The sequence below is a fragment of the Bacillus sp. FSL L8-0099 genome, from assembly GCF_038006385.1.
In the GTDB taxonomy this organism is placed as follows: domain Bacteria; phylum Bacillota; class Bacilli; order Bacillales; family Bacillaceae_G; genus Bacillus_A; species Bacillus_A toyonensis.
Map to the genome: position 1 here is coordinate 4,742,156 of NZ_JBBOVC010000001.1, position 23,808 is coordinate 4,765,963.

The following is a 23,808-nucleotide window of genomic DNA, read 5'->3' on the forward strand; positions in this document are numbered from 1 at the left end:
TCCCTCTTTTCTCTTCTTGTTTTCTTCTCTCTATTTCACCCCGCATCAGTAAAAAACATTATACTTATGATCTTTATATCTATTTTTATTATATATATATAACCTTAAATACCCCTTAAAAAATAACATTTTTTCGTACTTTTTACAACAAAACAGATTCTAAAAAGTACAAAAATACTGCATATACAAACTATATTACAAAAGGATTCTACCTTCAAAAAAAGTTAAAATTCACCGTTATTTTAGGAGATATAATCTATTTATTATGCAAATTAAAATACGAAGCAAAACCTGATCAAACTTGCAGGTTTTGCTTCGTATTTTGATTTCTATTTTTTATTCCTTACAAACTAAGAGGACAAATCATGATGCCTTTAAGAACGTGTTGAAACATCTACTATAAAAGAGAAACTATCCACATTCTCCATATAATACATACGATTACTATAAATACAAAATCAAAAAAATCTAATCTCGGACCTTTTTCCATATGCATATGTAGCCACATATGCATCCATTTCATTTTTGTATATTTTTGAATGTTTTTCTTTGCAAATCGGTAAATGAGCAATTGTATAATAAAAAATCCAACTACGAAAATGAACAATAAAATGAGAAAATCGACCACAAAATCCCTACCTATTTTTGCAGTGATTTTTCTACTATCTGATTTCTCAAAACCCACTCCTCAAACTGAGCACTTCCAAATTCCCAGCTTAAATCACGAGCATGTACAGAAAAAACGTAATGACCAGCATATTCGTCCATAAACCTTCCTAACTCTACATCCTCTTTCTGAATACCGTATACTCCAAAATTAAAATACACATCCCATACGTCTTCATTCTTCCTCTTATAAGCAATCGATTCCATATCACATTCTGTTCCGAAATAATCAAGATGTAAATGTACGCTATCATCATATTCGTACTTCATTTTATCACCCCTTATATTTGTACTTCTTTATCACTCAAAAAATTCCTGCTATCTATACTCACATATGGGCACTTACCTACATATCATGCTTGTAGAGTGACTTCTAGGAGGTGTTATATAGTGAAAAAATTAATAGCTGTTTTTTGCATCATGTTACTAACTGTTTTCACTTTTGCTGCTTGTAGTAGTAAAAAAGAAGGGCCAAAAGATCAAACTCAAAACATTCGCGTCGGCGAAGTTACCCATTCTCTTTTCTATGCACCGTTATATGTTGGGATTGAAAAAGGTTTTTTTAAAGATGAAGGACTAAATATTGACCTACAAACAACAGCTGGCGGAGATAAGACGATGACCGCCCTATTATCTGGTGGAATTGATATTGCTCTTGTCGGTTCTGAAACGTCTATTTACGTTCATCAACAAGGAGCAAAAGACCCTGTTATTAACTTTGCACAGCTTACACAAACAGATGGGACATTTTTAGTTTCACGTAAGAAGCTAGATTCTTTTAATTGGAATGACGTAAAAGGTGTTACGTTTTTAGGTCAGCGTAAAGGCGGCATGCCGCAAATGGTTGGAGAATACGTTTTAAAGAAAAATGGCATTGATCCTCACAAAGATACGAACTTAATTCAAAACATCGAGTTTGCTAATATCGCAAATGCCTACGCATCTGGTACGGGAGAATTTGTACAGCTCTTTGAACCGACTGCAAGTATATTCGAAAAAGAAGGTAAAGGTTATATCGTCGCTTCGTTCGGAAATGAATCTGGTACTGTTCCTTATACATCGTTCATGGCAAGAGAAAGTTTCTTAAAGAAGGATAAAACTGCTGCTGAAAAGTTCACACGTGCGCTCTATAAAGCGCAGCAATGGGTTGATACACATAGTCCCGAAGAGATCGCTGATGCCGTTTCTCCGTTATTTAAAGACACTTCAAAAGACATTACAGTAAAAGTAATTGAACGGTATAAAAAGCAACATTCTTATGCGACAAATCCGCTATTAGATGCGGAAGAATGGAAACAGCTCCAAACTATTATGAAAGACGCTGGTGAATTACAAAAAGAAGTCCCACATGAAGCGCTCGTCAATACGAAAATTGCCGAAAGCGTTATTAAGAAATAGAGGCGAAGTGTATGAGTTTTTTACAAATACGTAACGTTTCTCACTGCTTTTTCGCAAAAGAGAACGCCAAACTAATTCTCGAAGATATGAGTTTACAAGTGGAAGAAGGAGAATTTATTTCTATACTCGGTCCAAGTGGTTGCGGCAAAACGACGCTTCTCTCGATTATCGCTGGGCTACTTGATCCAATTGAAGGTATCGTATTTTTAGATGGTGAACCAATTACAACAAAAAGTCCATCTATGGGTTATATGCTCCAGCAAGATTACTTGTTTCCGTGGAAAACAATTGAAGAAAATATTATGCTTGGACTTCATATTCGAAAGATTTATGATGAACGAACGAAAGAACATACTTTAAAGCTTTTAAAACAAGTCGGTTTGCATGATGTAGAACAGCAATATCCTCGTGAATTGTCCGGTGGTATGCGTCAACGCGCTGCACTCGTTCGAACATTAGCGACTGATCCAAAAATTTTATTGTTAGATGAACCATTTTCCGCTCTCGATTATCAAACAAAGTTAAAACTAGAGGATCTCGTCTTCACATTATTACGTAACTTTAAAAAAACATCTTTACTCGTGACACATGATATTGAAGAAGCAATTGCGATGAGTGATCGTATTTATTTACTACAAGCGAATCCTGGAAAAATTGCAAAAACGTTCGTCGTCCCAGAAAGTATTCGCTCCTTATCACCGTTAGAATCGCGCCATCACTACGACTTTCCAGCCCTTTTCCAAGACATATGGAAGGAGCTGGAGCGCCTTGGATAATATAAAACAGCTACATGAACAATTTCGAAAGAAAGAACGCAGGCGTGCATGGATTGCTCGCTCGCTACAACTTTTACTGCTCATTCTTTTCTTTGCATTATGGGAAATAGCTAGCAAAAACGAATGGATTGATCCTTTACTCTTTAGCTCTCCGTCGAGTATTTGGGATCTCTTTCTTAGCAAGTGGATTGACGGTTCGCTTTGGATTCATATATGGACGACGCTACTTGAAACAGGAGTAGGCTTCATTCTTGGAACAGTACTCGGGGCTATTATTGCCACGTTCCTTTGGTGGATACCACTTTTAGCTCGCGTTCTTGATCCATATCTCGTCGTCCTAAATGCAATGCCCAAAGTCGCACTCGGCCCTATTATCATTGTAATCTTCGGTCCTAATATTTCATCGTCTATTGCAATGGGCGTAATCATTTCCATCATCATTACCATTCTCGTTATTTACAGCGCATTTCAAGAAGTCGATTCTAACTATATAAAAGTAATGGACACATTTGGCGCAAATAAATGGCAATGCTATAAGCAAGTTATACTCCCCTCATCGTTCCCTGCAATTATTTCAACGCTAAAAGTGAACGTTGGATTATCATGGGTCGGTGTTATTTTCGGTGAGCTTCTCGTTTCTAAACAAGGGCTTGGCTACTTAATTAGCTATGGATTCCAAGTCTTTAACTTCACACTCGTCTTACTGAGTGTGCTACTCACATGTGTTCTCGCAACACTGATGTATGTGTTTGTAGAAGCATTTGAAAAACTTCTAATCGGAAAACGAAAAAGAAGCTGACTCAAAACGATATGCTAGAGTCAGCTTCTTTCTTTTACCTTTTATCACACATTTTTGTTTCATTTGTAACATTTCCATCGGCAACCGTAACTGTATGGAAACAGTCTTTCACACGTACTGTAACGACATTATCTTTTCGATCTATTACATGATAATCGTTGAACTTTTTATTTAGTGCACTACGAATTTGCTCCCCTTCAAAAATCGGAAAACCGTGAGACATTACCCAAATGAGACCAGCAACAGCAAGAATCGTTTTCATACGTTTCATTACCTCCTCGAGAGTAAACTTATAGTCCCTACAACACGCGCATTATAATTGTGTCTAAATTGTGACATTTTTATACTAATTCTCTTTTATAGCACTAGTTCCTTCTTCTTTTTTGAAAAAGACAGAATTTTCAACTTTCTCAACATAAAAAACGTAAAGAACTAAAATTCTTCACGTTTTCTCTTGGCTAAAATATATCGGATACATAGCTCACATTCGTGTCCAATTGGTTACTCTATCGTTTTCGAAACATCATATAATCCAGCTAACACTTCCGCTCTCATTTTTACAAGCTCAGGGAACTGATAGAAAAACGCAATTTTTTTATATTTTAACTCCGTTCCTTCTTCCACCTTTTTTGAATCTTGTAAAATAAACGCTGTAAATGTATCTGCAATGTCTTCTGCTACATTTGTCGTCCCGTAAAGAGAAACAAACTCATTTTGTTTCTCTTTAAAAAATTCAATTTGAGCTTCTTCGCTTTCTTCCACTTTCTTTTCTGTCCACTCCTGCTCAATTGGTTTCCAGAACAAATTATGGAATTGATTTATATAAGAGCTCTCCTTCGCACATCCTTCTTGCAAGAAAAGAGATTTACATTTATTTTGGTATGATGAAATATCTTTTTCTTCTTCAAAAGCCTTTAAGTATTTTTCATTTACTGATATTTGTTTATGTCCGAGTGTTAATACGTGGGCTGTCTCATGTATTAATGTTTTCATCACTTGATCAATATTTACTGCAGAATCAAGCGTATCTAAACTAAGGGTCCACTCTTTCGGATACTCTACACTCGGCATAACGTGGGCGACAATTCCGTCGTAACCATCTGTTACCATGTCAAACTCTTTTATGTCAGTGCGATACTTAGCTGGAATAAGAGTGCTATACATCTCCCATAATGATTGATGATACTCTTTATCTTGACGTTGTTTTAGTATCTCTTCTTTCGCTTCTTTATCTTCTGCGAACGCCGTATTCAATCGTTTCCGATCTAGTTTATCGAAATACGGATCTACAATTTCATCACCATCAATATAATAAGAAGCTAAAAAGAAATAATTTTCATCATCCTCTTTTTTCATTTCCGCTTCTTTCATATCATTACTTGAATTTCCTTCTAAATCATAATCCTCTAGTACTTCAAGTTCTGAAAGTCCATCTATTTTTTTATATACCTTTTGAAGCGTCTTATCACCTATTTGTGCACATTCTTCTGTCGTTTCGCACGCATCTTTTTTCTCTCTTTTTGAAGTTTGCTCCGACATATCACATCCAGCTACTAAGCCCGTTGAAATCATAAAACATACTAACTTGCCATACAGTTTTTTCATACGCCCTCCATTATTCCATTCTACAAAAATATCATAATCATTTTTTAACGAATATGCGATAATTAATTATAAAAACTGTATGGAGGTTTCCCATGATTCGAGCAGTCTTATTTGACTTAGATGGAACACTATTAGATCGTCGCCAATCTCTAGAGCAATTTATTCGTGATCAATATAATCGTTTCGCCTTTCATTTGATAAACATAGAAAAATTCGAGTATTGCTCTCGTTTTCTCGAGCTCGATAATAATGGTTACACGTGGAAAGATAAGGTATATTCCACTCTCCTTTGCGAATACAACTTTACCACTTTAACGCCAGAGCAACTGTTGCACGACTACATTACAAACTTCCGACATCATTGTATTCCTTTCCCAAACATGCATGAACTACTTCAACAATTAAAACAGCTAAACATTAAAATTGGTATAATTACAAACGGCTTTACTGAATTTCAAATGAGCAACCTTCAAGCATTAAACATACATACGTATACAAATACAATTCTCGTTTCAGAAGCGGAAGGAATCAAAAAACCTCATCCTGAAATTTTCAAACGTGCTTTACAAAAGCTGAATGTAAAAGCCGAAGAATGTCTTTACGTTGGAGATCATCCAGAAAACGACGCGCTCGGTTCTGAACAAGTAGGAATTCTTGGCGTTTGGAAGAGAGATTTATTTTGGGGTGACTTCGAGCATTCACGTGTGATAGATGATTTATTAGATGTTCTTTCATTTTTAGAGGTAGAGATAAAAACAAAATAATAGGAAATAAATTATATAAGCGATTTACCGCCAAAAAGAGGAGGCCGTTATTCAAAAACGCCTCCTCTTCCTTTATTGTTCATAAACTGTAAACTGCGGTTTACTCGGATGATCTTTTACTAGTGCATCATCTGGAAACTTTGAAACTTTTTGATATAGAGCAATGTCACCAATACAACTTGCTGTTAGTAGAACACCTAAAAATGAAAGTGGCTCCAGATTCATGGCTAATCCTAATACAATTGGTAAAATTCCAGTCGGTAAAAATGGCAACATTAAAACTTTCTTCATTTGCTTTACTGTAATCACCTGTTTAGAATGAGCATATGCTACACCTAATTTCCAATTGACACCCCATGTTAGTTCACTCCACGGAACACCTCCGATATAGCGAAATCCTATTAAATGTATCGCTTCATGTATACAAACGAGAACAATCATTCCAATAATTAAAAGAAACATAACGGGCAATGTAATTTCAACTTGAAACCCGCCTGAAAAAAGCGCATGTAAAAAACTAATTCCAATCGCTAGAGCTAATATTATAAAAAATGAATAGATATTTAATTTAACCATCGAAACAGTAACAGTCGTTTCTTTTCTTTTATCCATCTTCTCCTCCTAAAATGTAAATACATCTTTACAAAATTGTATAATATACCCAAAATTATGTAAAGATATATTTACATTCTCGAACAAAAAAAGAAACCGGCCATTTTACTTCGTAAAACAGCCGATTTCTTCTATATGTTTCATCGTACGCGCTAATACATCGTCGCGCATAATAAAGCTAAATTTTCTATCAGTTTTAATGTTATCAGGAATGTCTTTTAATAAAACAGACCCTTTCGTTTCTTCGTAATGCGTATGTTCTTCTACCGCACTAATTGTTGCAAAATAAATGTTTTTAATGATTATTTTGTCTTTTCCAGATACTTTATATTGTCCTAAGTAAGTTAAATCCGAAACTATGCCGCCGGTTTCTTCATGAACTTCTCGAACCGCCGCTTCTTCCGGTGTTTCCCCTAGTTCTACTTTACCACCTGGAAATTCAAGACCGCGACGTAAATGATGCGTTAATAACCATTGATCCCCGTACCGGCATACAACCCAAACATGCTTTGGCTCAGGAGAAAATGGATAACGTTCAAACGATAATTGTACAGTGTTGTGGTAATAATCTTTAAATTTGTACATGCCATTACTCCCCTATTGATGGTTACAAGTTTTTCCTACCACAAATTGTAGCATATTCTCGCTTTTCTGCATAATATTATCCAATTACAATCCATTGATTATTCCCATTTGTGCGACTAATTCTTTCGTCTCATGATTTCCTAATTCGTAAATCATTTTATATGCTTTTTGTAGTTGTTCATCATATCGATCATTATTTGAATCGTGATGATATTCAACAAATGGAACGTGAGACCGTACAAATGAACCTAAATCCTCTACATATGCTTGATCAAAGTACGCTCTTAACTCCGTAATTTCCTCATCATTTGCGTAAACTTCAAAATTGTACGTATCTGCCGTCTTCACTTGTGAAATTTGACCATTACCTATTGATATATAATATGTTTTTTTCTTCTCCATGTAACACCCTTCTTTCATCCTTTTAGTTTCTATTGTTTTCATCAATTACAAAATTATGTAAAATAAAGAAAAGGAGGGATTTCATGTTCAAAATATTAATTATCGGTATTATAATCGTCCTAGTCATACTAGTACTCTCCGTCATGACGATTAATAAAGGCTATGCATACAAACATTCCGTTGATAAACCAGAAGATAATCCTTATACAAAAAATAATAAGGAGGATTCATAATATGCTTCGTGTACTTCGCATTGCAATCGCACTCACTGTGATCATAATGTCGATAATCGGGCTCTATACAGGTCAAAATAACTTTCTACCACTTTCACAATTTTTATTAGGAGCTCTCATGTTCCTCATTGCAATGGAACGAATAAAAAAGAAAGATTCAGGAACAGGATTCATTTGTATTGTTGCCGGTGCTTTCATTTGGATTGTTCTTATCATTAGCTATATAAAATAAAGGGGATACATGTATGCTAAAAGGATTGCGAATTACTTTTTCACTTATTGCTTTATGTATAGCAATCTATAGTTTCTTTACTAGTAATAGAGAAATTATGCCTTATATGTTCATCTTTTTAGGGATGATGGCTTTCGTTATTAGTATAGAGGAAATCTTAAAACAGCAAAAAGGTGGTAGTATACTTGCTCTGTTAGCAGGAGCTGGTGCTTTATTTCTTGGCTTCTCAGAAATATTTCGATAAATAGTCTCTTTAAAGGAGGTATACAATGCTAACTGGATTACGCTATTTTTTCATGCTTCTCACATTCTCTCTTTGCACTTATTCTCTTGCTACCGACAACTTCACACTTCTCCCATACATGCAATTTGCTCTCAGTTGTTTCTTTATTCTTCTAGGAATTAATGAACTGAAATCCGGAAGAAAATCAATGGGCATCTCGCATTTTTTCGTTTCTAGTCTTATGCTCTTCATTGTAATATCGAATTACTTTCACTAAAGATAACATGTAATTTCCAATCACCTACTGCCTTTCATTTCTTAAAAATGCTCATAAGTGAAACTCATTGTTTTTCTATAAAACCTGTACTTTTCTCTTTTACAAATAAAAAAACTGCCTTTTCACAGGCAGTTTTTCTTTATCCAAATACTTTTTCAAGTTCGTCTTTATCTTGGCTTAACCAGAAGTTCATTAAGCGTTGTGCTCCTTCTAAATCGTGAAGCTTCGCTTGGCCACATTGTGTTTCGTTTGCAGCTGGAATTTCTGTAATTTGAACCGCATCTTTTAATGTTAGTTCTAATAAATCAATGATTTCACGAACTGTTGGTGTTCCGCTTACAACAAGATAATATCCTGTTTGGCAGCCCATTGGTGAAATATCGATAATATCAAAATGCGGATAACGATCAATATATTTACGTAAATTAAATGCTAATAAATGCTCTAACGTATGAATAACATCTGGTTTCATTGCTTGTTTATTCGGTTGGCAAAAACGAATATCGAATTTATTTACAATACCGTCACTACCTACGTTATGAACTCCGCAATGTCTTACATAAGGTGCCTTTACAATCGTATGATCTAATTCAAAGCTTTCTACTGATGGCATACAACATCTCTCCCGCTTTTAATTTAATTCCGTTATATCCAATATGATATAACGGAAATTCACATTAGTAAAGTATTATGTACAGTCGTGCTATAATACTTTAAGAATATGCTGAAAAGGAGACCATTATGAAACAGATTTTCATTGGAATTATACGCTTTTATCAAAAATTTATTTCGCCGATGACACCGCCAACGTGCCGCTTTTATCCGACTTGTTCTCATTACGGATTAGAGGCGTTTCAAAAGCATGGTGCATTGAAAGGTTTTTGGCTTACTTGTAAGCGTATATTAAAATGTCACCCTTTCCACCCGGGAGGATTTGATCCTGTCCCAGATAAAAAGGATGACAAAGTAAATTCTTAATTGTCGTAACCATTCACAACTAAATCTAATTTTCCTGTATCAGGATCTATAACAAGACCGTGAACAGGTACTTCTTCCGGAAGTAACGGATGATTGCGAAGTATTGATACACTATGTTCTACACTTTCTTCAACACTAGAGAACCCTTGTAGGAATCTTTCTAAATCGATTCCAGAATAACGAAGTGTATCTAATTTCTCATCTGTTACACCGCGCTCTTTCATCTTCTCAATTGTACTGCTTGCTTGAATTTTTGCCATACCACAATCATGATGACCAACTACACAAACTTCATCGGCACCAAGTTCGTATACAGCAACTAAAATACTACGCATAATACTTCCGAATGGATGGGAAATAACAGCGCCTGCTACTTTAATAATTTTCACATCACCGTTACGCATATTCATCGCTTTCGGTAATAATTCAACAAGACGAGTATCCATACAAGAGATAATTACCATTTTTTTATTTGGAAATTTTCCTGTTTCATACTCTTCGTATTTTTTCTCTTCAACGAATTTTTCATTGTATTGTAAAATCTCTTCTAATGACTTCATAGTACAGAACCCTCTTTTCTCTCATTTACATTACATATGTAGTGTACCAAAATTTGAAAAACTCAAAAAGGATATTGCTTTATAGTAAAAATGAGATATTTTCAGATAACCGACATAATTCTTTCAAAATATACACACACCTTTGTAACAAGTCTCACATACTTTAAACGTATTTTCACTATAAACTGATTGTAGATAATGTAAAAAAGGAGTGAATATTTATTATGTCCGACGTTCTGTTACTAAGTCGTTTTCAATTTGCAATTACTATTTTTTATCACTTTTTATTTGTACCTTTAACAATCGGACTTGTTATTTTAGTAGCATGTATGGAAACTCAATACGCCCGCACATTGAATCCAACATACCGCAAAATGGCAAATTTCTGGGGTAAATTATTTACAATTAACTTCGTAATGGGGATTATAACCGGGATTACGATGGAATTCCAATTTGGAACAAACTGGTCTGAGTACTCCAAATATATGGGAGATATTTTCGGATCCCCTCTCGCAATCGAAGCACTCGTTGCCTTCTTCTTAGAATCTACGTTCATGGGAATATGGTTATTCGGTAAAGACAAAATTTCACCAAAGTTCCGTGCCTTCTGTATGTGGATGGTTGCACTTGGAACAAATATTTCCGCACTTTGGATTATTACAGCAAACGGCTTTATGCAAAATCCTGTTGGCTATGTAGTACGTAACGGCCGCGCTGAATTAAATGATTTCTGGGCACTTGTTACAAATCCATATGCTTGGAACATGTTCTTCCATACTGTAATTAGTTGTTATATCGTTGGTGCTTTCTTCGTTATGGCCATTAGTGCCTATCACTTGCTACGTAAAAATGAAGTGGAATTCTTCAAAAAATCATTTAAGTTTGGTTTAATGTTAGGCTTATTCGCCGCAACTATTACACCGTTTATGGGACATCAATCTGGTGTATCGGCAGCTAAATATCAACCTGCTAAAGGAGCTGCGATGGAAGCAGTTTGGGAAACTGGAAAAGGACAAGGTTTCTCAATCATTCAAATTCCTGATGTGAAAAATGAAAAGAACTTTGAACTACTTACAATTCCAAAACTCGGAAGTTTCTTCTATACAAACTCATTTGATGGAGAAATTGTTGGTTTAAAAGATATTCCGAAAAAAGATCGTCCAAACGTTAACCTCGTGTACTATAGCTTCCGCTTAATGGTCGCACTTGGCATGTTCTTTATGGCATTAACTTGGTTCGGCTTCTATTTAAACCGAAAAGGAAAACTAGAAAACTCAAAACGTTATTTAAAAATTACAATGTGGTCTGTCTTACTTCCGTACATTGCGATTAACGCTGGCTGGATTGTCGCTGAAGTAGGTCGTCAACCATGGACAGTTTATAAACTCATGCGTACAGCAGAATCTGTATCACCTATATCAGTTCCACAAATTTGGTTCTCATTAATTAGTTTAATATTGTTCTACACTTTACTTTTAATTGCAGACGTATACTTAATGCTGAAGTTCGCAAAAAAAGGACCATCTGCATTAGAAGAGCCTGCTACTGAAGGAGGTACAGCTCATGTCTCATGATATGCTTGCAATCATCTGGTTCGGTTTATGGGGCGTAATTTGGACAGTTTACTTCATTCTTGATGGCTACGCACTCGGTAACGGAATGATTTTCCCATTCGTTGCGAAAGACCGACAAGAACGAAATCAATTACAAGAAGCAATTGGACCATTTTGGGGTGGTAATGAAGTATGGTTAATTACAGCTGGTGGCGCAACATTTGCTGCCTTTCCAATCACATATGCAAATATGTTTAGTTACCTATACACACCACTATTTTTAGTATTACTTGCACTATTTGCTCGTGCTGCTGGACTTGAATTTATGCATAAAGATGATTCACCAATTTGGCAAAAAACTTGTAAATGGGCATTTACAATTGGTAGTTTCCTAATCGCTTTTTTATTCGGTGTTACATTCGCTAACCTATATTACGGACTACAAATCGGAAAAAATGGCTATGAAGGAAATTTACTTAGCTTACTAAACCATTACGGTATTTTAGGTGGTCTGTTCTTCACTGCTATATTCGTCGTATCTGGTGCTCTTTGGGTTATGATTAAAACGACTGGTGAAGTATCCGATCGTGCTTATAAAATCGCAAGACCATTTTCAATGGCAGCTGCTATCATTTTAGCTATCTTCTATGTAGCAACTGCAAATCGCACAAACTTATTCCAAAACTTTACGGAATATCCGGTACTATTTATTCTTCCAGTACTTGCAATGTTAATGAGTGTACTCGCACTTATTATGGTGTACAAACATAAAATCGGCCTCGCCTTTACATTTGTTTGCTTAACAATCGCAATGTTTATGACAACTGGCTTTGCAGGTATGTTCCCAAGAATGTTACCTTCTCGCATTAACGACGCCTATAGTACAACGTTATACAACGCAGCTGGTAGCCAATTAAACTTAAAAATTATGTTCTTCGTTGCAATAGTTATGGTACCAATTGTTATTGGCTATCAACTTTGGAGCTACAGTATTTTTAAAAATAAAATCCACAAAGACTCTGCTAAAGGATATCACTAAGATAAAAAAGACACTTCGTTTGAAGTGTCTTTTTTCCGTATGATTTTCGATAAAGTGAAACTATAATCAGTGGGGGTTTTGTTCACCCCCACTGATTATTAGCCCACACCAATCGGACATTTCCGGACATTCGATCCCCCACCTAAATTGAGGTGGGAGTCTTACTGCCCGCAAATAGCAGGATAAGATGTTATACTTTCAATCTAACAACTATGATACAGAAGAATCACAAACAGCTCACAACTAAATTGTATCATAGGGCAAATTCATCATTGTATGCAATTTTACATATTGCACTATAAGGTAAATTGTATCTCTTGGTCATTTACATCATTATCCCTTACATCTGCTGTACTAATCCCGCTAAATGTTCTCACATTTAATCCAGTGTTCGATGATCCCGATCCATTATAAGCTTTCGTCTTTTCAATCGGTTGCACGTTATATTTATCCCCTAAATTAATCGTCCCATTGCAGTTTTCAATAATAACACCTTCAACAACTGCCGGCATATTGTCACCTACTTTCATTTCCTTACTTTCATTTTATGAAAATCGCCTATAAAAATAGCATGTTTCAATAAGAAAAAGCACTCAAAATGAGTGCTTTTTCTCTAAGCATGAATGGCAAGTTTGGAGACAGTTGACTTCTTCAAAATTTTATTAGGGGTAATATTTTGAAAAAGAAAGCCTTTCATATTTAACTTAACACCACTGGAATATATAGTAAATTGATAATGTTTATACGGAAGATTGCTAATGTTTAGTATAGATAGTTTCCACTATGTTAACAGTAAAAACTTATCTCCACTAAACAACAAAAAGTGCCCTCAAAGAAGACACTTTTCATAAACAGACACTAAAAAAAGAATTATTTATCCCGCATTAACGGGCAGTAAGACCCCCACCTCAAAATTCAGCGAAAGAAAAAAAGTTAGGTGGGGGATCAACTGCCTGTAAATGCCCGATTGGTTCAACTAATAATCAGCTGGGGATGAATCCCCCACTGATTAAAGTTTCACTTTATTGTTATACGATTGTTAGATACAAAAAATTGAGGGAAATGCTTGTACAAAATTCTGCTTTATAAAGTCTGTCTACAACTTATATTTTAATCCTCTTCATTTGAAAATAAATATAATATGCACAATTACATACAAAAAAGAAAAGACACTCTACCGAGTGCCTTTTCAACCACTTTACTTTTAATATATCGCCTTACATACATTTTAACATATGTATCTATATAACTTATTGAGAAAATTCAAAATCCTTTTTCTTTCATTTTCACTTATGAAATCATGTAATATAAAAGATATGTCAAATTCTTATACAAGTTGAGGTGTACTATATTTATGCTGTATTTTGGAATTATTCCTCTTATATTGTTTATGATTTTTCTTATCTCTTATTTAAAAGATCCGAGAAAAATCATAAACGGCTTTTTATTTAATGCCTTTATCTGTTTTTTCCTTCTTTTTTGCGTAATCGTATCTTTGAACTCAGATAGTGCTGTCTTGCGTTACATTATATTTTTACCTTTTTTAGCCCTCCTCATTATGCTTCCTTTCGGTATTATCGCTTTAATGTTTGGATTATTTCTTAATGCAAGAATTTTAATGAAGCGAGAAGGAAGACGGTTCACTAACTGTTTAACGCTCCTTGCTGCATTAGGGCTGTTATTCTTTATGTTACTCCCTATTATAAATCCAGCAAGTTTGGTCTCATCACATTTAGAGCCTATTTTTGCAGGTATTTCTCTTATAAGCGTATATTTCTTTATACACTTATCTAACTTTTTAAGTGCTTATTTTCTATACCAATTCAACAGACCAAGACGTAATCAAGATTTCATCATCGTTCTCGGTAGTGGCTTAATTAATGATAAAGTACCACCTTTACTTGCAAGCCGCATTAATAAAGCTATCGACTTTTATTGGAAACAAGCAGCTGTGAATACACCACCAACAATTATTTTCTCTGGTGGACAAGGTCCAGATGAAGGGCTTCCTGAAGCAGAAGCGATGCAAAATTATGCGGTCGAAAAAGGAATTCCTCTTGAACATACAGTGCAAGAAAATCGCTCTGTAAACACATATCAAAATATGTCGTTCTCTAAAGAAATTATAGACTCTTTAAAACCTGAAGGTACGTATAGAAGTATTTTTACAACGAATAATTTCCACCTTTTCCGCGCTGGTATATATGCAAGACAAGCTGGCCTAAATAGCCAAGGAATTGGATCAAAAACCGCATTTTATTACTGGCCTAATGCAATGATTCGTGAATACGTTGCGATTGTCGTAATGGGACGTAAACGTCATATGAAGTTTTGCGGAGCTATTTTAGGATTCGCTTTATTCGTGTCAGTACTTAGCTTTATATTTTCTTAATAGCATCCCATCCTTTGAAAGGATGGGATTTCTTATACTCATTTCAAAAATATTTCAAAGATAATATGGCGATAATATTCCCTCCATACATCCATTAAAGGAGAATTTTTTCAAATTAAATGTTAAAATGAAATTTAGGTGTGAATGATGTAACAAACAAGAAACTAGTTTGAAACGAGGAAATTATATGGAGAAAACTATCAAAAACAAGCCCAATAAGCTAAAAATCGCTTCAAAAGCTTTGATGATTATTATTGGGGCATTTATTACAGCGTACGGATTAGAGGCTGTCTTAATTCCAAATAACGTATCCGACGGTGGTGTAACTGGTTTAAGTATCGTTAGTTCAAGATTATTTGGATTGCCATTAGGGGCTCTAATCGCAGTTATTAACATTCCTTTCGTTTGGTTAGGATATAAGCAAATCGGTAAAAGCTTTGCAATTTATTCCATTATCGGGATTGCTTCATTAGCAATAGGTACCGTTGTCATGCACGGAATACCAACTATTATTGAAGGCGATACATTATTAGTTACAGTTGTTGGTGGTATTATTATCGGTTTTGGTATGGGACTAGCATTACGTAACGGCGGAGCATTAGATGGAATCGATATGCTAGCTGTATTACTTTCTCGCAAGTTACCTTTTGGAACGAGTGACCTTATTTTATTCTTAAACATGTTCGTGTTTATTTTCGTATCAACAGTATTCGGTCTTCAAGGAGCTATTCTTTCGGCAATTGCTTACTTTATTGCTTCGAAAGTGATTCATATCGTTGAAGTTGGTTTAAGTGGTTCGAAAACATTTAAAATTATCACAAAAGAGCCTGAATTAATGGTAGAAACAATTCGCGATCGTTTAGGCCGAAGCGCAACGTATAACGAAGTATACGGTGGTTATTCAAGAGAGAAATTCAAAGAAATTTCTTGTGTAATTAACCGTTTAGAAGAAAGTAAAATGAAAGATCTTATTAATGAAATCGATCCAAATGCCTTTATTACAGTTTATGACGTAGCAGAAGTAAAAGGCGGTAATTTCAAGAAACGTGATATTCATTAATCGTTATGAAAAACGAGGCTGTGCCAACATTTTGGCACAGCCTCGTTTTATTATTAAGTTGCTATCGTTGTCAGTTTTTGTCGGTAAGTCGATATATTTCAATAATCGCTGATATATTTTGAGTTGCGGTCGATATATTCCAATAAGCGCTGATATATTTTTACTCGCCCCACCGGCTCCCTCGTTTAATCCACTCTACATACTTTTGAAAAACCGGCACTTCTTGTTGAAAACGAAACGGAACATATAGAAAAAGAGTACATGTGCATAGTATCCATAGAATACCTACTACAAAGTGAAATTTCATCGTTGTGCTAATAAACAAACTTAAGAATAATACGAGGAACATAATTACACTAAATCTTTTATACATAGTCATAATAATCTCCTCCTTATAACTTCATTGTACCAGCTATAAGGAATTAATTTCCATGACGAAAAAAAAGACCAAAAAGCAATTTACACTTTTCGGTCTCTATACTATCTTCTCTTCGTAATTTTCCCAGAACCACCGACCCTCGTTTTCGGAGGGGATGTATTCCTTGGCGGGGTTTTAATAGATGATTTCGGCTTCACATCTGATCCGCTTGAACCACCTGGTGTTTTTGTAATTTTCCCTTTGCTTCCGGTAGAAGGTGGAGGCGTCGTATTATTTCCTTTTTCAGTAATACTTCCCTTATCACCTACTGATGACTTCGAATCTACATTATCGCCTCGCTTAATGATAGATCCTTTCCCTTCCTTCGTAATTGGAGGCGGGGTTTTCTTTTCTTCTTTCGTAGGTGGCCTTTCCGGAATAACTGGTTTATGATTTTGTCTGTCATTATATCCTCGATAATCACCAGATGATGATTTTTTTGAACCGAATATATCGTTTAATATACTCCCCATAATATACCCTTGTAAGAAGGATGGTTGGTAATTTTGACGGACAAACTCTTTATTACTTATTTCAATTAACGTATCAGACGGTTTCTCTTTATCCTTTTGCAGATTATAAATCTTATCAGAATAAACCAGGAACATTTGATTTTCGTCTTCTTTAGATGCTTGCTTCGGTTCTCTTTCATTAATGAGTTCCTTTGCTACTTCAGGAACAGACCGATTGGCGGCCCTATACACGTAAGATTCTTGTTTACCTTCCTTTGCAACAGACTCGAGTGGATAACGGTCTTGAATCGACTTCGTCTGCCCGCCTTGACAGCCTGATAAAGCATAACCGGCAACAACAAGTAAAATAACGATAGCAAGTATAGGGATCACGAACGATTTAATCATGGTAAACAATCGGTTTGACATGATTACGCCCCCTTACGTTGCTCTTATAATTTGTACATCAGCAGGAATGATTGCTTCTCCCTCATACATCATTGTGCGACCATTTTGCCATTCAATACGTAATAATTTTCGGTTATCAGATTGAAATTCCCATACGTACTGTTCTTCTGAAGCAGCGAATGGTGTTTTCCCCATTACAACAACACGTCCGTTATATTGCTCTTCCATATGATACTCAGTATCATCCATTTCAATTGTCGTCGGGACTTCATCAATTGAATCTAAGCGACCATCAATTGGTGTATATAATTTGTAATACGTATTTTCACGATCTTCAATTTTCAAATAACGAATATCTTTCCCATCTTGCAGTGTTAAAACAATTTCCTTACGAGAATGCATGCTCGTTTTTCCAGTTAATTCGTACATAACTAATGAAACTTCAATCATATCGCCAGGAGCTAACGTTAAAAGACTCTTTTCCGGCTTCGGCGGCTCTGGACTTTTCATTATATTTTTAATTCGTTTAAATAAGCTCACAATCTACCCCTCCTTTTCTCTTTATAAACAAGCCCCTAAAATAAGTGCACCAACAATATGTAATGATCCAGCTAACATCGCATGCGCAACACTGCCTTCTTTCGTACCTTCTTCTAAATCTAAACCAGACATTTTCTTTAGCACAAATTCAATAAACATTTCTACCACTAATAAAATAACGAAAGAAACTGCTGAAGCAAGTAGTGCTTGCCATAAGTCATTTGCTTTCGTTATTGATTGAGATAAAATGTAACCTTGTGCGAATAATTTCATGACAAAACGAGTTGTTACAGCTGTATTCCCATTTTTTATTTCTTTTAAATCATTGTATTTTGTAAAAATCGAATCAACCCACATAATTGCAAATAAAAGTACTGCACTCGCTCCAGTCCATACGAGCATGGCTACTACATTCATCCATGTCATTGCAAAACCTCCTCTAAATATAAAGTGAAACTTTAATCAGTGGGGCATTTTCCATCCCCTACTGATTATTGGCTCCTACCAACCTCTCTGCTTTCACGAAATGTTGAGGCGGGAGTCTTACTACCGTCAAATAGCGGGGTAATAGAAAACCGACATGAATTTGTTTAGACATGTCGGTTCATTTGTCTCTATTCTATATTATTTCTCATACTGCTTCATAATACGAGCTAATTCATCGTCAACAGCAGAATTTTTGTTTAAGCTAGCGAATTCATCATCTAATGACTTTTCTTTTTTGTAAACTTCACCGCTTGCTTCTGCTTCAGCTTCTAATTGAAGAGCTTTCTCTTCCATACGGCTTAAACCAGCTTTTGCTGAATTTGAATCAAACCCAGACATCGCCTGATTAATATTCTTTTGTGCTTTCGCTGCATTTACACGTGCTACAAGTGTTTCACGTTTATTTTTCAGCTCTGTTAATTGCTTACGCATTTCTTCTAACTTTGCACGAAGATTATCAGCAGCTGCTTTATTTTGCTCATAGCTTGCTTTATACTCATTCATTTTTTGCTCTGCATTTTGTTTTTCTTCTAGTGCACGGCGCGCAAGATCTAAGTTACTAGCTTGAACAGCCATATGAGCTTGCTCTTCACGTTTTTTCACAAGTGCTTCTTGCTCTTCAAATAATATTTTGAACTTTTTCTCAAGTGCAATTTGAGCTGCTACACTCTTCTCAGCTTCTTGTACATCCGCTTGCATATCGCGTAAATATTGATCCGTCATCTTAACTGGATCTTCCGCTTTTTCAATCATTGAATACACATTCGACATTGTTAAATCTCTTAATCGTTTAAATACAGACATCCAAATTCCTCCTATGATATACCTCATATTTCAAATTCACTACTTGGAAAACTGAAAAATCTTCCTTTACAGTAAAGAATATTCAGTTTACAGCCTATGTGTTTATTATAACAAAACTAATATGTCCTTACATGTTATTTCCAAAATATAGCCAATATAATATGACATTCCAGATATAATATTGTTTTCCTAATATATTCTCATTAAACCCCTCTAAAATTGACTTATTTTTATTTACTTTCACTAAATTACATTATTGTAATGTTACTGTAAGCTAACTCGATAGTTACGTTCCGATATTTCTTATACACTAATACCAGAAGCAACAAACAAGCTTCTCAAACTGTAAGAACTAATACAAAAACTGTATTTACTATAAAACATATGACAAGGAGAAATCATCATGAAAAAATTAGTAGGAATCGGATTAGCAGTAGCAATTTCATTCGGAGCATTATCAGGTTGTTCTTTATTAGGAGAAAAGGCGAACGGCTTTATACTGTACGGATCAGAAGAGCAAGTAACACAAATTGCAGATAAAAACAAAAAAGAAGTGAAAGAAAAAGACTTCTATAAAATGAAACTTACAACGTTAGAAGATAAAAAAGTTCTTGTAATGGATAAAAAAACTGGTGAAGAACTAGTGAAGAAAGAGTTACTTAGCAAAGTGGATGCAAAAGACGACACGAAATCACTTGATAAATTACCAGCTGTAACAACAGAACAAGGTGTATTATTCGCAAAAAACAAAGTTGAAAATGCTACAATTGATGGCGCGAAATTAAAATATGAAGGCAATACAATTATCGGTGATGGCCGTTCTTATGCAGACATGTTTGCTATCGTTGATGATGCAACATATGTAAATGTAAAAGGTGAAGAAAAATCTGTAGGTATTTTGAAATTTGATAAAGACCCAAGCAAAGAGCTACCTGGAGCAAATGGAGTAGAAGCTTCTCAACTTGTAAAAATTAAAAAGTAAAACAAAAAAAGCCTTGCGAAATTCGCAAAGCTTTTTTCTATTTATTATGAGCAATTTGCTCCATATCCGGACTACAGGTTTGCGACTGACATGACTTATTTAAAGAACATGCTGCGCATTTTCCTTTTTTACTTCGCTTTGCGAAATTAACTAACGTATATGCTGCATAACCAAAAATGATAGCTCCAATTATAATATTGACCATCATCATACATCTCCTTTTAGAATCCGAGTAAAGATCCAACTTGGTATATAATAAGCGTTAATACATAAGCAACTACGAGCGGATAAACGACTGAGAAAATCGTCCATTTCGCTGATCCTGTTTCACGTTTAATAACAGCTACTGTCGCTAAGCACGGAACGTATAATAAAATAAAGAACATAAATGCATACGCTGATAATGCTGTATAATGTGCTCCTATTACGTTTCCAAGCACATCTTCTTTAACCGCATAAATAATCGCCATTGTAGAAACGACAACTTCTTTCGCTAAAAATCCTGTTAAAAGGGATGCTGCAGCTTGCCACGTTCCAAAGCCTAGCGGTGCAAATAGCGGTGCGATAAATCCACCAATCATCGCTAAGTAACTGTCTCCCATATCAACACCAAATCCTGATGGACCTGCATAATTTAATAGCCAAATGACAACCGAACCACCAAAGATGAATGTACCAGCTTTACGAACAAACCCTTTCCCTTTTTCCCATGTGCTAAGCCATAACGTTTTCGCTTGTGGCACGCGGTAAGGCGGTAGTTCAATGACGAAAATAGATTTTTCTGCTTTTAAAATAGTAAGAGACATAATTTTTGTAACTAATAACGCAAGGACAATCCCTGCAACGTATAAAGAGAACACAACAGTTGCCTGACTATGAGGGAAGAACACTCCCGCAAATAATGCATATACAGGTAAACGTGCTGAACAAGACATAAATGGTGTTACAAGAACTGTAAGTAAACGCTCTTTTTCCTGTTCAATCGTTCTCGCTGCCATAATACCTGGAACGTTACAGCCAAAACCGATAATCATCGGAATAAAAGCTTTACCGTTTAAGCCGAAGAACTCCATAATTCTATCCATTACAACTGCAATTCGCGCCATATATCCTGAGTCTTCTAATAATGAAATGAAAAAGAATAGTGCAAAGATTTGTGGCACAAATACTAACACAGCACCAACGCCGGCAATAATACCTTCTGTAACGAGTGCTTGAATAAAATCAGAAGCTCCAATACTTGTAAGTCCAGCCGTCACCCAATCCGTAAGCTGGCCACCAAAAAACTCATCTAACATATCCGATAAAGGTGTACCAATCCAAGTAAACGTAACCTGAAAAATAAAAAACATAACTGCTAAAAAGATTGGAAGTCCTAAAATTTTATGTGTAATTAATCTATCAATTTTTTCTGAAAAAGGAATTTTTCCTTCTTTCTCATGCTTCATAACATTTGTTTTTAACTTTTCAATATACGCTTCACGAGTTTTGTAAATGTGCTCTTCTAACGTACAATCAAGTTTTCCTTCTAAGCGAGATCGAATGGCTATGAGTTCCTTATAAATTGGTAATGCTTTCATTTCTTTTTCTACTACTTCGTTATTGCTTAAAAATTGAAGTGCTAACCATCTCGGATGCTCGTAATTCACTGTCTCTAAAAGAGCAATTACTTCTCCAATTCCTTCATCCATTTGTACACCATATGAAATAAGGAATGGCTTTTTCTCTTTTTTGTCATTTTCTTTAAGAGTCGCAAGTAGTTCTTCACAGCCTTTTCCACTTCTTGCAACGACAGGAACGACTGTTACACCTAATAGTTCTGATAATCGTTTTACATCGATCACAATTCCTCTTTGCTTCGCCACATCAACCATATTTAAACCGATTGAAACTGGCTTGCCAAATTCGAGCAACTGCAACGTTAAATGCATATTTCGTTCAAACTGCGAGGAATCTACGATATTTAACATATGATTAAATTCTTCTGTTAATAGAAAGTTTGTTACAACACCTTCATCACGTGAAACTGGATTTAAATCATAAACACCTGGTAAATCAATTAATGTTCCTTGTCTATCTTTTAATTTACCAACCTTCTTTTCTACTGTTACACCGCTCCAGTTTCCTACATACTCATAAGAACCAGTAAGTGCATTAAATAATGATGTCTTCCCTGTATTCGGATTCCCTAGCAAAGCTACCTTATTCACGCTAATTCCACCTTTATCATTTTCGCGTCACAATGACGAATACTAATTAACTGTCCACGACACTCCAATGTACAAGGACCTTTAAACATCGCTTTCTGTTTCAGGCGAAGTTCGCTTCCTTCAGCAAGACCGAAAGCAGCTAGTCTACGCTTTAATAGCTGATCTAAAGACTGAATACTTTTTACTAACACTTTCTCTCCAATTTTAATATCTACTAAGCTCATAACCTTCCCCCTCAGAAGAGAATGATAATTATTTTCAAAAAAATTATACCACACCCAATTTCTCTTGTACTATACCCTTTTACTTCATATTTATTAACATTTCGCTACAATTCTATTTCAATTATTGTCATAAGGTATTCATTTGCCATTCTCATCCATTTCGCTTACAATAAACAATAGCAAATAAAGAATCTCGTTATCACTGGGGGAGCCATGCCGCTGAGAGGGAACACTTCGTTCCGACCCTTCGAACCTGTTAGTTAATGCTAACGCAGGGATTGTGCAAACGTCCGAAATACATACCTCATTTTTATTTACGTATTTCGTATCCTCCTATGATATCTATTCTTTTTTGTACAACTTGGATTTAGGGGGAGACAACATGCGTAACACTAATTTACAAGCGATGATCGAATCTGCTATTCTTGCAGCCTTCGCCATGGTCATCGACATTTTACCATTATCAATTAAACTTCCAACAGGCGGTTCTATCTCATTCGCTATGATTCCTATTTTTATTATTGCTTACCGCTGGGGCTTTAAATCAGCTTTCTTAGGTGGTTTAGTTTGGGGACTGTTACAAATTGTCGTAGGTGATGCCTACATTTTAACACCAGTTCAAGCATTCATTGAGTACTTCATTGCCTTTGCTTTTATCGGATTTGCCGGGTTATTCTATCGTCCAATTCAAAATGCACTTTTAGCATCTAATGCGAATGGCAACGAACAATCAAACTTAAGTAGCCATAAAGATAAACCTTCATCAAAACAAAACCAAGGAAAGAAAGTAATTGAATTCATTATCGTTGCTACATTTATCGGTAGTCTAGCTCGTTACTTCTGTCACTTTATTGCCGGTATTATTTTCTGGGGACAATATGCACCGAAAGGTCAATCAGCTGTGCTATATTCATTAATCGTAAATGGCAGCACAATGCTTGGTTCTTTTATTCTATGTACAGTTTTACTTATATTTTTATTTATCACTTCACCACGCTTATTCAAAAGCATCAATGCTTATCAAATAAATGCAAACAAAAAGGGCGCTTAACTAGCGCCCTTTTTTATATCAAAATTCTCAATGAGTAATATCGATAATAAATACAATAAATGCACAAAGAAAAATAAAT

The 23,808-nt window shown here is 35.4% G+C and carries 32 protein-coding genes and 1 riboswitch; of the genes, 14 read left to right on the forward strand and 18 right to left on the reverse strand.

Going from position 1 to position 23,808, the window contains the following annotated elements; all coding sequences use genetic code 11:
• Positions 1–397: 397 nt before the first annotated feature.
• Both MHH42_RS24165 and MHH42_RS24170 read right to left on the reverse strand, forming a co-directional pair.
• Complete coding sequence (locus MHH42_RS24165; protein WP_000227437.1) at positions 398–628, reverse strand: hypothetical protein; 231 nt, start codon at positions 626–628, stop codon at positions 398–400.
• A gap of 11 nt (positions 629–639) precedes the next feature.
• Positions 640–936 (reverse strand): DUF3986 family protein, encoded by a 297-nt coding sequence (locus MHH42_RS24170; RefSeq protein WP_000873109.1) that lies wholly within the window; start codon positions 934–936, stop codon positions 640–642.
• A 120-nt stretch (positions 937–1,056) separates the two neighbouring features.
• On the opposite strand from MHH42_RS24170, the gene MHH42_RS24175 reads away from it, so the two are divergent.
• Genes MHH42_RS24175 through MHH42_RS24185 form a run of 3 tightly spaced genes read left to right on the forward strand, consistent with a single transcriptional unit; the run spans position 1,057 to position 3,639 of the window.
• Positions 1,057–2,064: an ABC transporter substrate-binding protein gene (locus MHH42_RS24175; RefSeq protein WP_000733218.1), complete on the forward strand. Its 1,008-nt coding sequence runs from the start codon at positions 1,057–1,059 to the stop codon at positions 2,062–2,064.
• A gap of 11 nt (positions 2,065–2,075) precedes the next feature.
• On the forward strand, positions 2,076–2,840 hold the full coding sequence (locus tag MHH42_RS24180; protein WP_000009038.1) for an ABC transporter ATP-binding protein: 765 nt from the start codon (positions 2,076–2,078) through the stop codon (positions 2,838–2,840).
• Complete coding sequence (locus MHH42_RS24185) at positions 2,833–3,639, forward strand: ABC transporter permease (RefSeq protein WP_000368773.1); 807 nt, start codon at positions 2,833–2,835, stop codon at positions 3,637–3,639. Before MHH42_RS24180 ends, MHH42_RS24185 begins: the two co-directional genes overlap by 8 nt.
• Positions 3,640–3,673: 34 nt before the next feature.
• Here the strand turns inward: MHH42_RS24185 and MHH42_RS24190 are convergent, their stop codons facing one another.
• Both MHH42_RS24190 and MHH42_RS24195 read right to left on the reverse strand, forming a co-directional pair.
• Complete coding sequence (locus MHH42_RS24190) at positions 3,674–3,901, reverse strand: hypothetical protein (RefSeq protein WP_000849116.1); 228 nt, start codon at positions 3,899–3,901, stop codon at positions 3,674–3,676.
• Positions 3,902–4,140: 239 nt separating this feature from the next.
• Entirely contained in the window at positions 4,141–5,244 is a 1,104-nt protein-coding gene (locus tag MHH42_RS24195; RefSeq protein WP_000737835.1) for a hypothetical protein, read from the reverse strand.
• A 92-nt stretch (positions 5,245–5,336) separates the two neighbouring features.
• Between MHH42_RS24195 and MHH42_RS24200 the strand changes: the two genes are divergently transcribed.
• A complete protein-coding gene (locus tag MHH42_RS24200; RefSeq protein WP_070173863.1) occupies positions 5,337–6,008 on the forward strand; it encodes an HAD family hydrolase in 672 nt (223 codons plus the stop codon).
• Positions 6,009–6,080: 72 nt separating this feature from the next.
• On the opposite strand, the gene MHH42_RS24205 is transcribed toward MHH42_RS24200, so the two are convergent.
• The 3 genes from MHH42_RS24205 to MHH42_RS24215 form a co-directional block, all read right to left on the reverse strand.
• The gene (locus MHH42_RS24205) at positions 6,081–6,620 is read right to left on the reverse strand and encodes a DUF3267 domain-containing protein (RefSeq protein ID WP_097837502.1); all 540 of its coding nucleotides are present in this window, start codon (positions 6,618–6,620) and stop codon (positions 6,081–6,083) included.
• A gap of 105 nt (positions 6,621–6,725) precedes the next feature.
• Positions 6,726–7,205 (reverse strand): antimutator 8-oxo-(dGTP/GTP)ase, encoded by a 480-nt coding sequence (mutTA, locus tag MHH42_RS24210; protein ID WP_000276384.1) that lies wholly within the window; start codon positions 7,203–7,205, stop codon positions 6,726–6,728.
• Positions 7,206–7,289: 84 nt separating this feature from the next.
• Positions 7,290–7,607 (reverse strand): hypothetical protein, encoded by a 318-nt coding sequence (locus MHH42_RS24215; protein WP_000412304.1) that lies wholly within the window; start codon positions 7,605–7,607, stop codon positions 7,290–7,292.
• 83 nt (positions 7,608–7,690) lie between these two features.
• On the opposite strand from MHH42_RS24215, the gene ytzI reads away from it, so the two are divergent.
• The 3 genes from ytzI to MHH42_RS24230 are packed head-to-tail and all read left to right on the forward strand — an operon-like array spanning position 7,691 to position 8,316.
• Positions 7,691–7,840, forward strand: a complete 150-nt coding sequence (ytzI, locus tag MHH42_RS24220; protein ID WP_000472801.1) for a YtzI protein — start codon at positions 7,691–7,693, stop codon at positions 7,838–7,840.
• Position 7,841: 1 nt separating this feature from the next.
• Positions 7,842–8,072 carry a DUF3953 domain-containing protein gene (locus MHH42_RS24225; protein WP_097837503.1) on the forward strand — a complete coding sequence of 77 codons (231 nt, stop codon included), beginning with the start codon at positions 7,842–7,844 and terminating at the stop codon, positions 8,070–8,072.
• 13 nt (positions 8,073–8,085) lie between these two features.
• A complete protein-coding gene (locus MHH42_RS24230) occupies positions 8,086–8,316 on the forward strand; it encodes a DUF3953 domain-containing protein (RefSeq protein WP_000911975.1) in 231 nt (76 codons plus the stop codon).
• 395 nt (positions 8,317–8,711) lie between these two features.
• On the opposite strand, the gene luxS is transcribed toward MHH42_RS24230, so the two are convergent.
• Positions 8,712–9,185: an S-ribosylhomocysteine lyase LuxS gene (gene luxS / locus MHH42_RS24235; protein ID WP_001141371.1), complete on the reverse strand. Its 474-nt coding sequence runs from the start codon at positions 9,183–9,185 to the stop codon at positions 8,712–8,714.
• Positions 9,186–9,313: 128 nt separating this feature from the next.
• Here luxS and yidD point away from each other — a divergent pair, with 128 nt between their 5' ends.
• A complete protein-coding gene (yidD, locus tag MHH42_RS24240; protein WP_000809334.1) occupies positions 9,314–9,550 on the forward strand; it encodes a membrane protein insertion efficiency factor YidD in 237 nt (78 codons plus the stop codon).
• On the opposite strand, the gene MHH42_RS24245 is transcribed toward yidD, so the two are convergent.
• Positions 9,547–10,110: a beta-class carbonic anhydrase gene (locus MHH42_RS24245; RefSeq protein ID WP_000838170.1), complete on the reverse strand. Its 564-nt coding sequence runs from the start codon at positions 10,108–10,110 to the stop codon at positions 9,547–9,549. The two genes, yidD and MHH42_RS24245, sit on opposite strands and share 4 nt — an antisense overlap.
• A gap of 224 nt (positions 10,111–10,334) precedes the next feature.
• Here MHH42_RS24245 and cydA point away from each other — a divergent pair, with 224 nt between their 5' ends.
• Together cydA and cydB are read left to right on the forward strand one after the other, a co-directional pair.
• Positions 10,335–11,684 (forward strand): cytochrome ubiquinol oxidase subunit I, encoded by a 1,350-nt coding sequence (cydA, locus tag MHH42_RS24250; protein WP_097837504.1) that lies wholly within the window; start codon positions 10,335–10,337, stop codon positions 11,682–11,684.
• Positions 11,674–12,702 (forward strand): cytochrome d ubiquinol oxidase subunit II, encoded by a 1,029-nt coding sequence (gene cydB, locus MHH42_RS24255; RefSeq protein WP_000017645.1) that lies wholly within the window; start codon positions 11,674–11,676, stop codon positions 12,700–12,702. The genes cydA and cydB overlap by 11 nt, the downstream gene beginning before the upstream one ends.
• Positions 12,703–12,998: 296 nt before the next feature.
• On the opposite strand, the gene MHH42_RS24260 is transcribed toward cydB, so the two are convergent.
• The gene (locus tag MHH42_RS24260; RefSeq protein WP_002039815.1) at positions 12,999–13,232 is read right to left on the reverse strand and encodes a spore germination protein; all 234 of its coding nucleotides are present in this window, start codon (positions 13,230–13,232) and stop codon (positions 12,999–13,001) included.
• Between the two features lie 824 nt (positions 13,233–14,056).
• Between MHH42_RS24260 and MHH42_RS24265 the strand changes: the two genes are divergently transcribed.
• Positions 14,057–15,094, forward strand: a complete 1,038-nt coding sequence (locus tag MHH42_RS24265; RefSeq protein WP_340894363.1) for a YdcF family protein — start codon at positions 14,057–14,059, stop codon at positions 15,092–15,094.
• A 187-nt stretch (positions 15,095–15,281) separates the two neighbouring features.
• The gene (locus MHH42_RS24270; RefSeq protein WP_000415908.1) at positions 15,282–16,154 is read left to right on the forward strand and encodes a YitT family protein; all 873 of its coding nucleotides are present in this window, start codon (positions 15,282–15,284) and stop codon (positions 16,152–16,154) included.
• Positions 16,155–16,314: 160 nt separating this feature from the next.
• Here the strand turns inward: MHH42_RS24270 and MHH42_RS24275 are convergent, their stop codons facing one another.
• From MHH42_RS24275 to MHH42_RS24295, 5 genes are all read right to left on the reverse strand, one after another.
• Complete coding sequence (locus MHH42_RS24275; RefSeq protein WP_097837506.1) at positions 16,315–16,533, reverse strand: hypothetical protein; 219 nt, start codon at positions 16,531–16,533, stop codon at positions 16,315–16,317.
• Positions 16,534–16,634: 101 nt separating this feature from the next.
• Positions 16,635–17,453: a DUF4247 domain-containing protein gene (locus MHH42_RS24280; RefSeq protein WP_000071184.1), complete on the reverse strand. Its 819-nt coding sequence runs from the start codon at positions 17,451–17,453 to the stop codon at positions 16,635–16,637.
• Positions 17,454–17,465: 12 nt separating this feature from the next.
• Positions 17,466–17,972 carry a DUF4178 domain-containing protein gene (locus tag MHH42_RS24285; RefSeq protein WP_000051752.1) on the reverse strand — a complete coding sequence of 169 codons (507 nt, stop codon included), beginning with the start codon at positions 17,970–17,972 and terminating at the stop codon, positions 17,466–17,468.
• 21 nt (positions 17,973–17,993) lie between these two features.
• Positions 17,994–18,398, reverse strand: a complete 405-nt coding sequence (locus MHH42_RS24290; protein WP_000220091.1) for a DUF350 domain-containing protein — start codon at positions 18,396–18,398, stop codon at positions 17,994–17,996.
• Between the two features lie 198 nt (positions 18,399–18,596).
• Complete coding sequence (locus tag MHH42_RS24295) at positions 18,597–19,262, reverse strand: PspA/IM30 family protein (protein ID WP_000110297.1); 666 nt, start codon at positions 19,260–19,262, stop codon at positions 18,597–18,599.
• A 403-nt stretch (positions 19,263–19,665) separates the two neighbouring features.
• Here MHH42_RS24295 and MHH42_RS24300 point away from each other — a divergent pair, with 403 nt between their 5' ends.
• Positions 19,666–20,244 carry a lipoprotein BA_5634 family protein gene (locus tag MHH42_RS24300; protein ID WP_070173867.1) on the forward strand — a complete coding sequence of 193 codons (579 nt, stop codon included), beginning with the start codon at positions 19,666–19,668 and terminating at the stop codon, positions 20,242–20,244.
• Between the two features lie 37 nt (positions 20,245–20,281).
• On the opposite strand, the gene MHH42_RS24305 is transcribed toward MHH42_RS24300, so the two are convergent.
• Genes MHH42_RS24305 through MHH42_RS24315 form a run of 3 tightly spaced genes read right to left on the reverse strand, consistent with a single transcriptional unit; the run spans position 20,282 to position 22,678 of the window.
• A complete protein-coding gene (locus tag MHH42_RS24305; RefSeq protein WP_000989588.1) occupies positions 20,282–20,452 on the reverse strand; it encodes a FeoB-associated Cys-rich membrane protein in 171 nt (56 codons plus the stop codon).
• Between the two features lie 13 nt (positions 20,453–20,465).
• Positions 20,466–22,454 (reverse strand): ferrous iron transport protein B, encoded by a 1,989-nt coding sequence (gene feoB / locus MHH42_RS24310; RefSeq protein WP_340894367.1) that lies wholly within the window; start codon positions 22,452–22,454, stop codon positions 20,466–20,468.
• Positions 22,451–22,678, reverse strand: a complete 228-nt coding sequence (locus MHH42_RS24315) for a FeoA family protein (RefSeq protein WP_000060512.1) — start codon at positions 22,676–22,678, stop codon at positions 22,451–22,453. The genes feoB and MHH42_RS24315 overlap by 4 nt, the downstream gene beginning before the upstream one ends.
• Positions 22,679–22,872: 194 nt before the next feature.
• A riboswitch (TPP riboswitch) is annotated at positions 22,873–22,974 on the forward strand.
• Positions 22,975–23,060: 86 nt separating this feature from the next.
• On the opposite strand from MHH42_RS24315, the gene thiT reads away from it, so the two are divergent.
• Positions 23,061–23,729, forward strand: a complete 669-nt coding sequence (gene thiT, locus MHH42_RS24320) for an energy-coupled thiamine transporter ThiT (protein WP_070173869.1) — start codon at positions 23,061–23,063, stop codon at positions 23,727–23,729.
• The last annotated feature ends 79 nt before the right edge of the window (positions 23,730–23,808 follow it).

Bases quoted from the DNA above. Each gene is read 5' to 3' on its own strand.
- mutTA (WP_000276384.1), bottom strand. From the start codon at position 7,205: ATGTACAAATTTAAAGATTATTACCACAACACTGTACAATTATCGTTT.
- MHH42_RS24230 (WP_000911975.1), top strand. From the start codon at position 8,086: ATGCTAAAAGGATTGCGAATTACTTTTTCACTTATTGCTTTATGTATA.
- MHH42_RS24295 (WP_000110297.1), bottom strand. From the start codon at position 19,262: ATGTCTGTATTTAAACGATTAAGAGATTTAACAATGTCGAATGTGTAT.
- MHH42_RS24170 (WP_000873109.1), bottom strand. From the start codon at position 936: ATGAAGTACGAATATGATGATAGCGTACATTTACATCTTGATTATTTC.
- MHH42_RS24305 (WP_000989588.1), bottom strand. From the start codon at position 20,452: ATGATGGTCAATATTATAATTGGAGCTATCATTTTTGGTTATGCAGCA.
- MHH42_RS24300 (WP_070173867.1), top strand. From the start codon at position 19,666: ATGAAAAAATTAGTAGGAATCGGATTAGCAGTAGCAATTTCATTCGGA.
- MHH42_RS24190 (WP_000849116.1), bottom strand. From the start codon at position 3,901: ATGAAAACGATTCTTGCTGTTGCTGGTCTCATTTGGGTAATGTCTCAC.
- cydA (WP_097837504.1), top strand. From the start codon at position 10,335: ATGTCCGACGTTCTGTTACTAAGTCGTTTTCAATTTGCAATTACTATT.
- MHH42_RS24315 (WP_000060512.1), bottom strand. From the start codon at position 22,678: ATGAGCTTAGTAGATATTAAAATTGGAGAGAAAGTGTTAGTAAAAAGT.
- MHH42_RS24260 (WP_002039815.1), bottom strand. From the start codon at position 13,232: ATGAAAGTAGGTGACAATATGCCGGCAGTTGTTGAAGGTGTTATTATT.
- luxS (WP_001141371.1), bottom strand. From the start codon at position 9,185: ATGCCATCAGTAGAAAGCTTTGAATTAGATCATACGATTGTAAAGGCA.
- MHH42_RS24205 (WP_097837502.1), bottom strand. From the start codon at position 6,620: ATGGATAAAAGAAAAGAAACGACTGTTACTGTTTCGATGGTTAAATTA.
- MHH42_RS24180 (WP_000009038.1), top strand. From the start codon at position 2,076: ATGAGTTTTTTACAAATACGTAACGTTTCTCACTGCTTTTTCGCAAAA.
- yidD (WP_000809334.1), top strand. From the start codon at position 9,314: ATGAAACAGATTTTCATTGGAATTATACGCTTTTATCAAAAATTTATT.
- MHH42_RS24195 (WP_000737835.1), bottom strand. From the start codon at position 5,244: ATGAAAAAACTGTATGGCAAGTTAGTATGTTTTATGATTTCAACGGGC.
- ytzI (WP_000472801.1), top strand. From the start codon at position 7,691: ATGTTCAAAATATTAATTATCGGTATTATAATCGTCCTAGTCATACTA.
- MHH42_RS24215 (WP_000412304.1), bottom strand. From the start codon at position 7,607: ATGGAGAAGAAAAAAACATATTATATATCAATAGGTAATGGTCAAATT.
- MHH42_RS24280 (WP_000071184.1), bottom strand. From the start codon at position 17,453: ATGTCAAACCGATTGTTTACCATGATTAAATCGTTCGTGATCCCTATA.
- MHH42_RS24200 (WP_070173863.1), top strand. From the start codon at position 5,337: ATGATTCGAGCAGTCTTATTTGACTTAGATGGAACACTATTAGATCGT.
- MHH42_RS24265 (WP_340894363.1), top strand. From the start codon at position 14,057: ATGCTGTATTTTGGAATTATTCCTCTTATATTGTTTATGATTTTTCTT.
- MHH42_RS24290 (WP_000220091.1), bottom strand. From the start codon at position 18,398: ATGACATGGATGAATGTAGTAGCCATGCTCGTATGGACTGGAGCGAGT.
- MHH42_RS24275 (WP_097837506.1), bottom strand. From the start codon at position 16,533: ATGACTATGTATAAAAGATTTAGTGTAATTATGTTCCTCGTATTATTC.
- MHH42_RS24245 (WP_000838170.1), bottom strand. From the start codon at position 10,110: ATGAAGTCATTAGAAGAGATTTTACAATACAATGAAAAATTCGTTGAA.
- MHH42_RS24225 (WP_097837503.1), top strand. From the start codon at position 7,842: ATGCTTCGTGTACTTCGCATTGCAATCGCACTCACTGTGATCATAATG.
- cydB (WP_000017645.1), top strand. From the start codon at position 11,674: ATGTCTCATGATATGCTTGCAATCATCTGGTTCGGTTTATGGGGCGTA.
- MHH42_RS24270 (WP_000415908.1), top strand. From the start codon at position 15,282: ATGGAGAAAACTATCAAAAACAAGCCCAATAAGCTAAAAATCGCTTCA.
- thiT (WP_070173869.1), top strand. From the start codon at position 23,061: ATGCGTAACACTAATTTACAAGCGATGATCGAATCTGCTATTCTTGCA.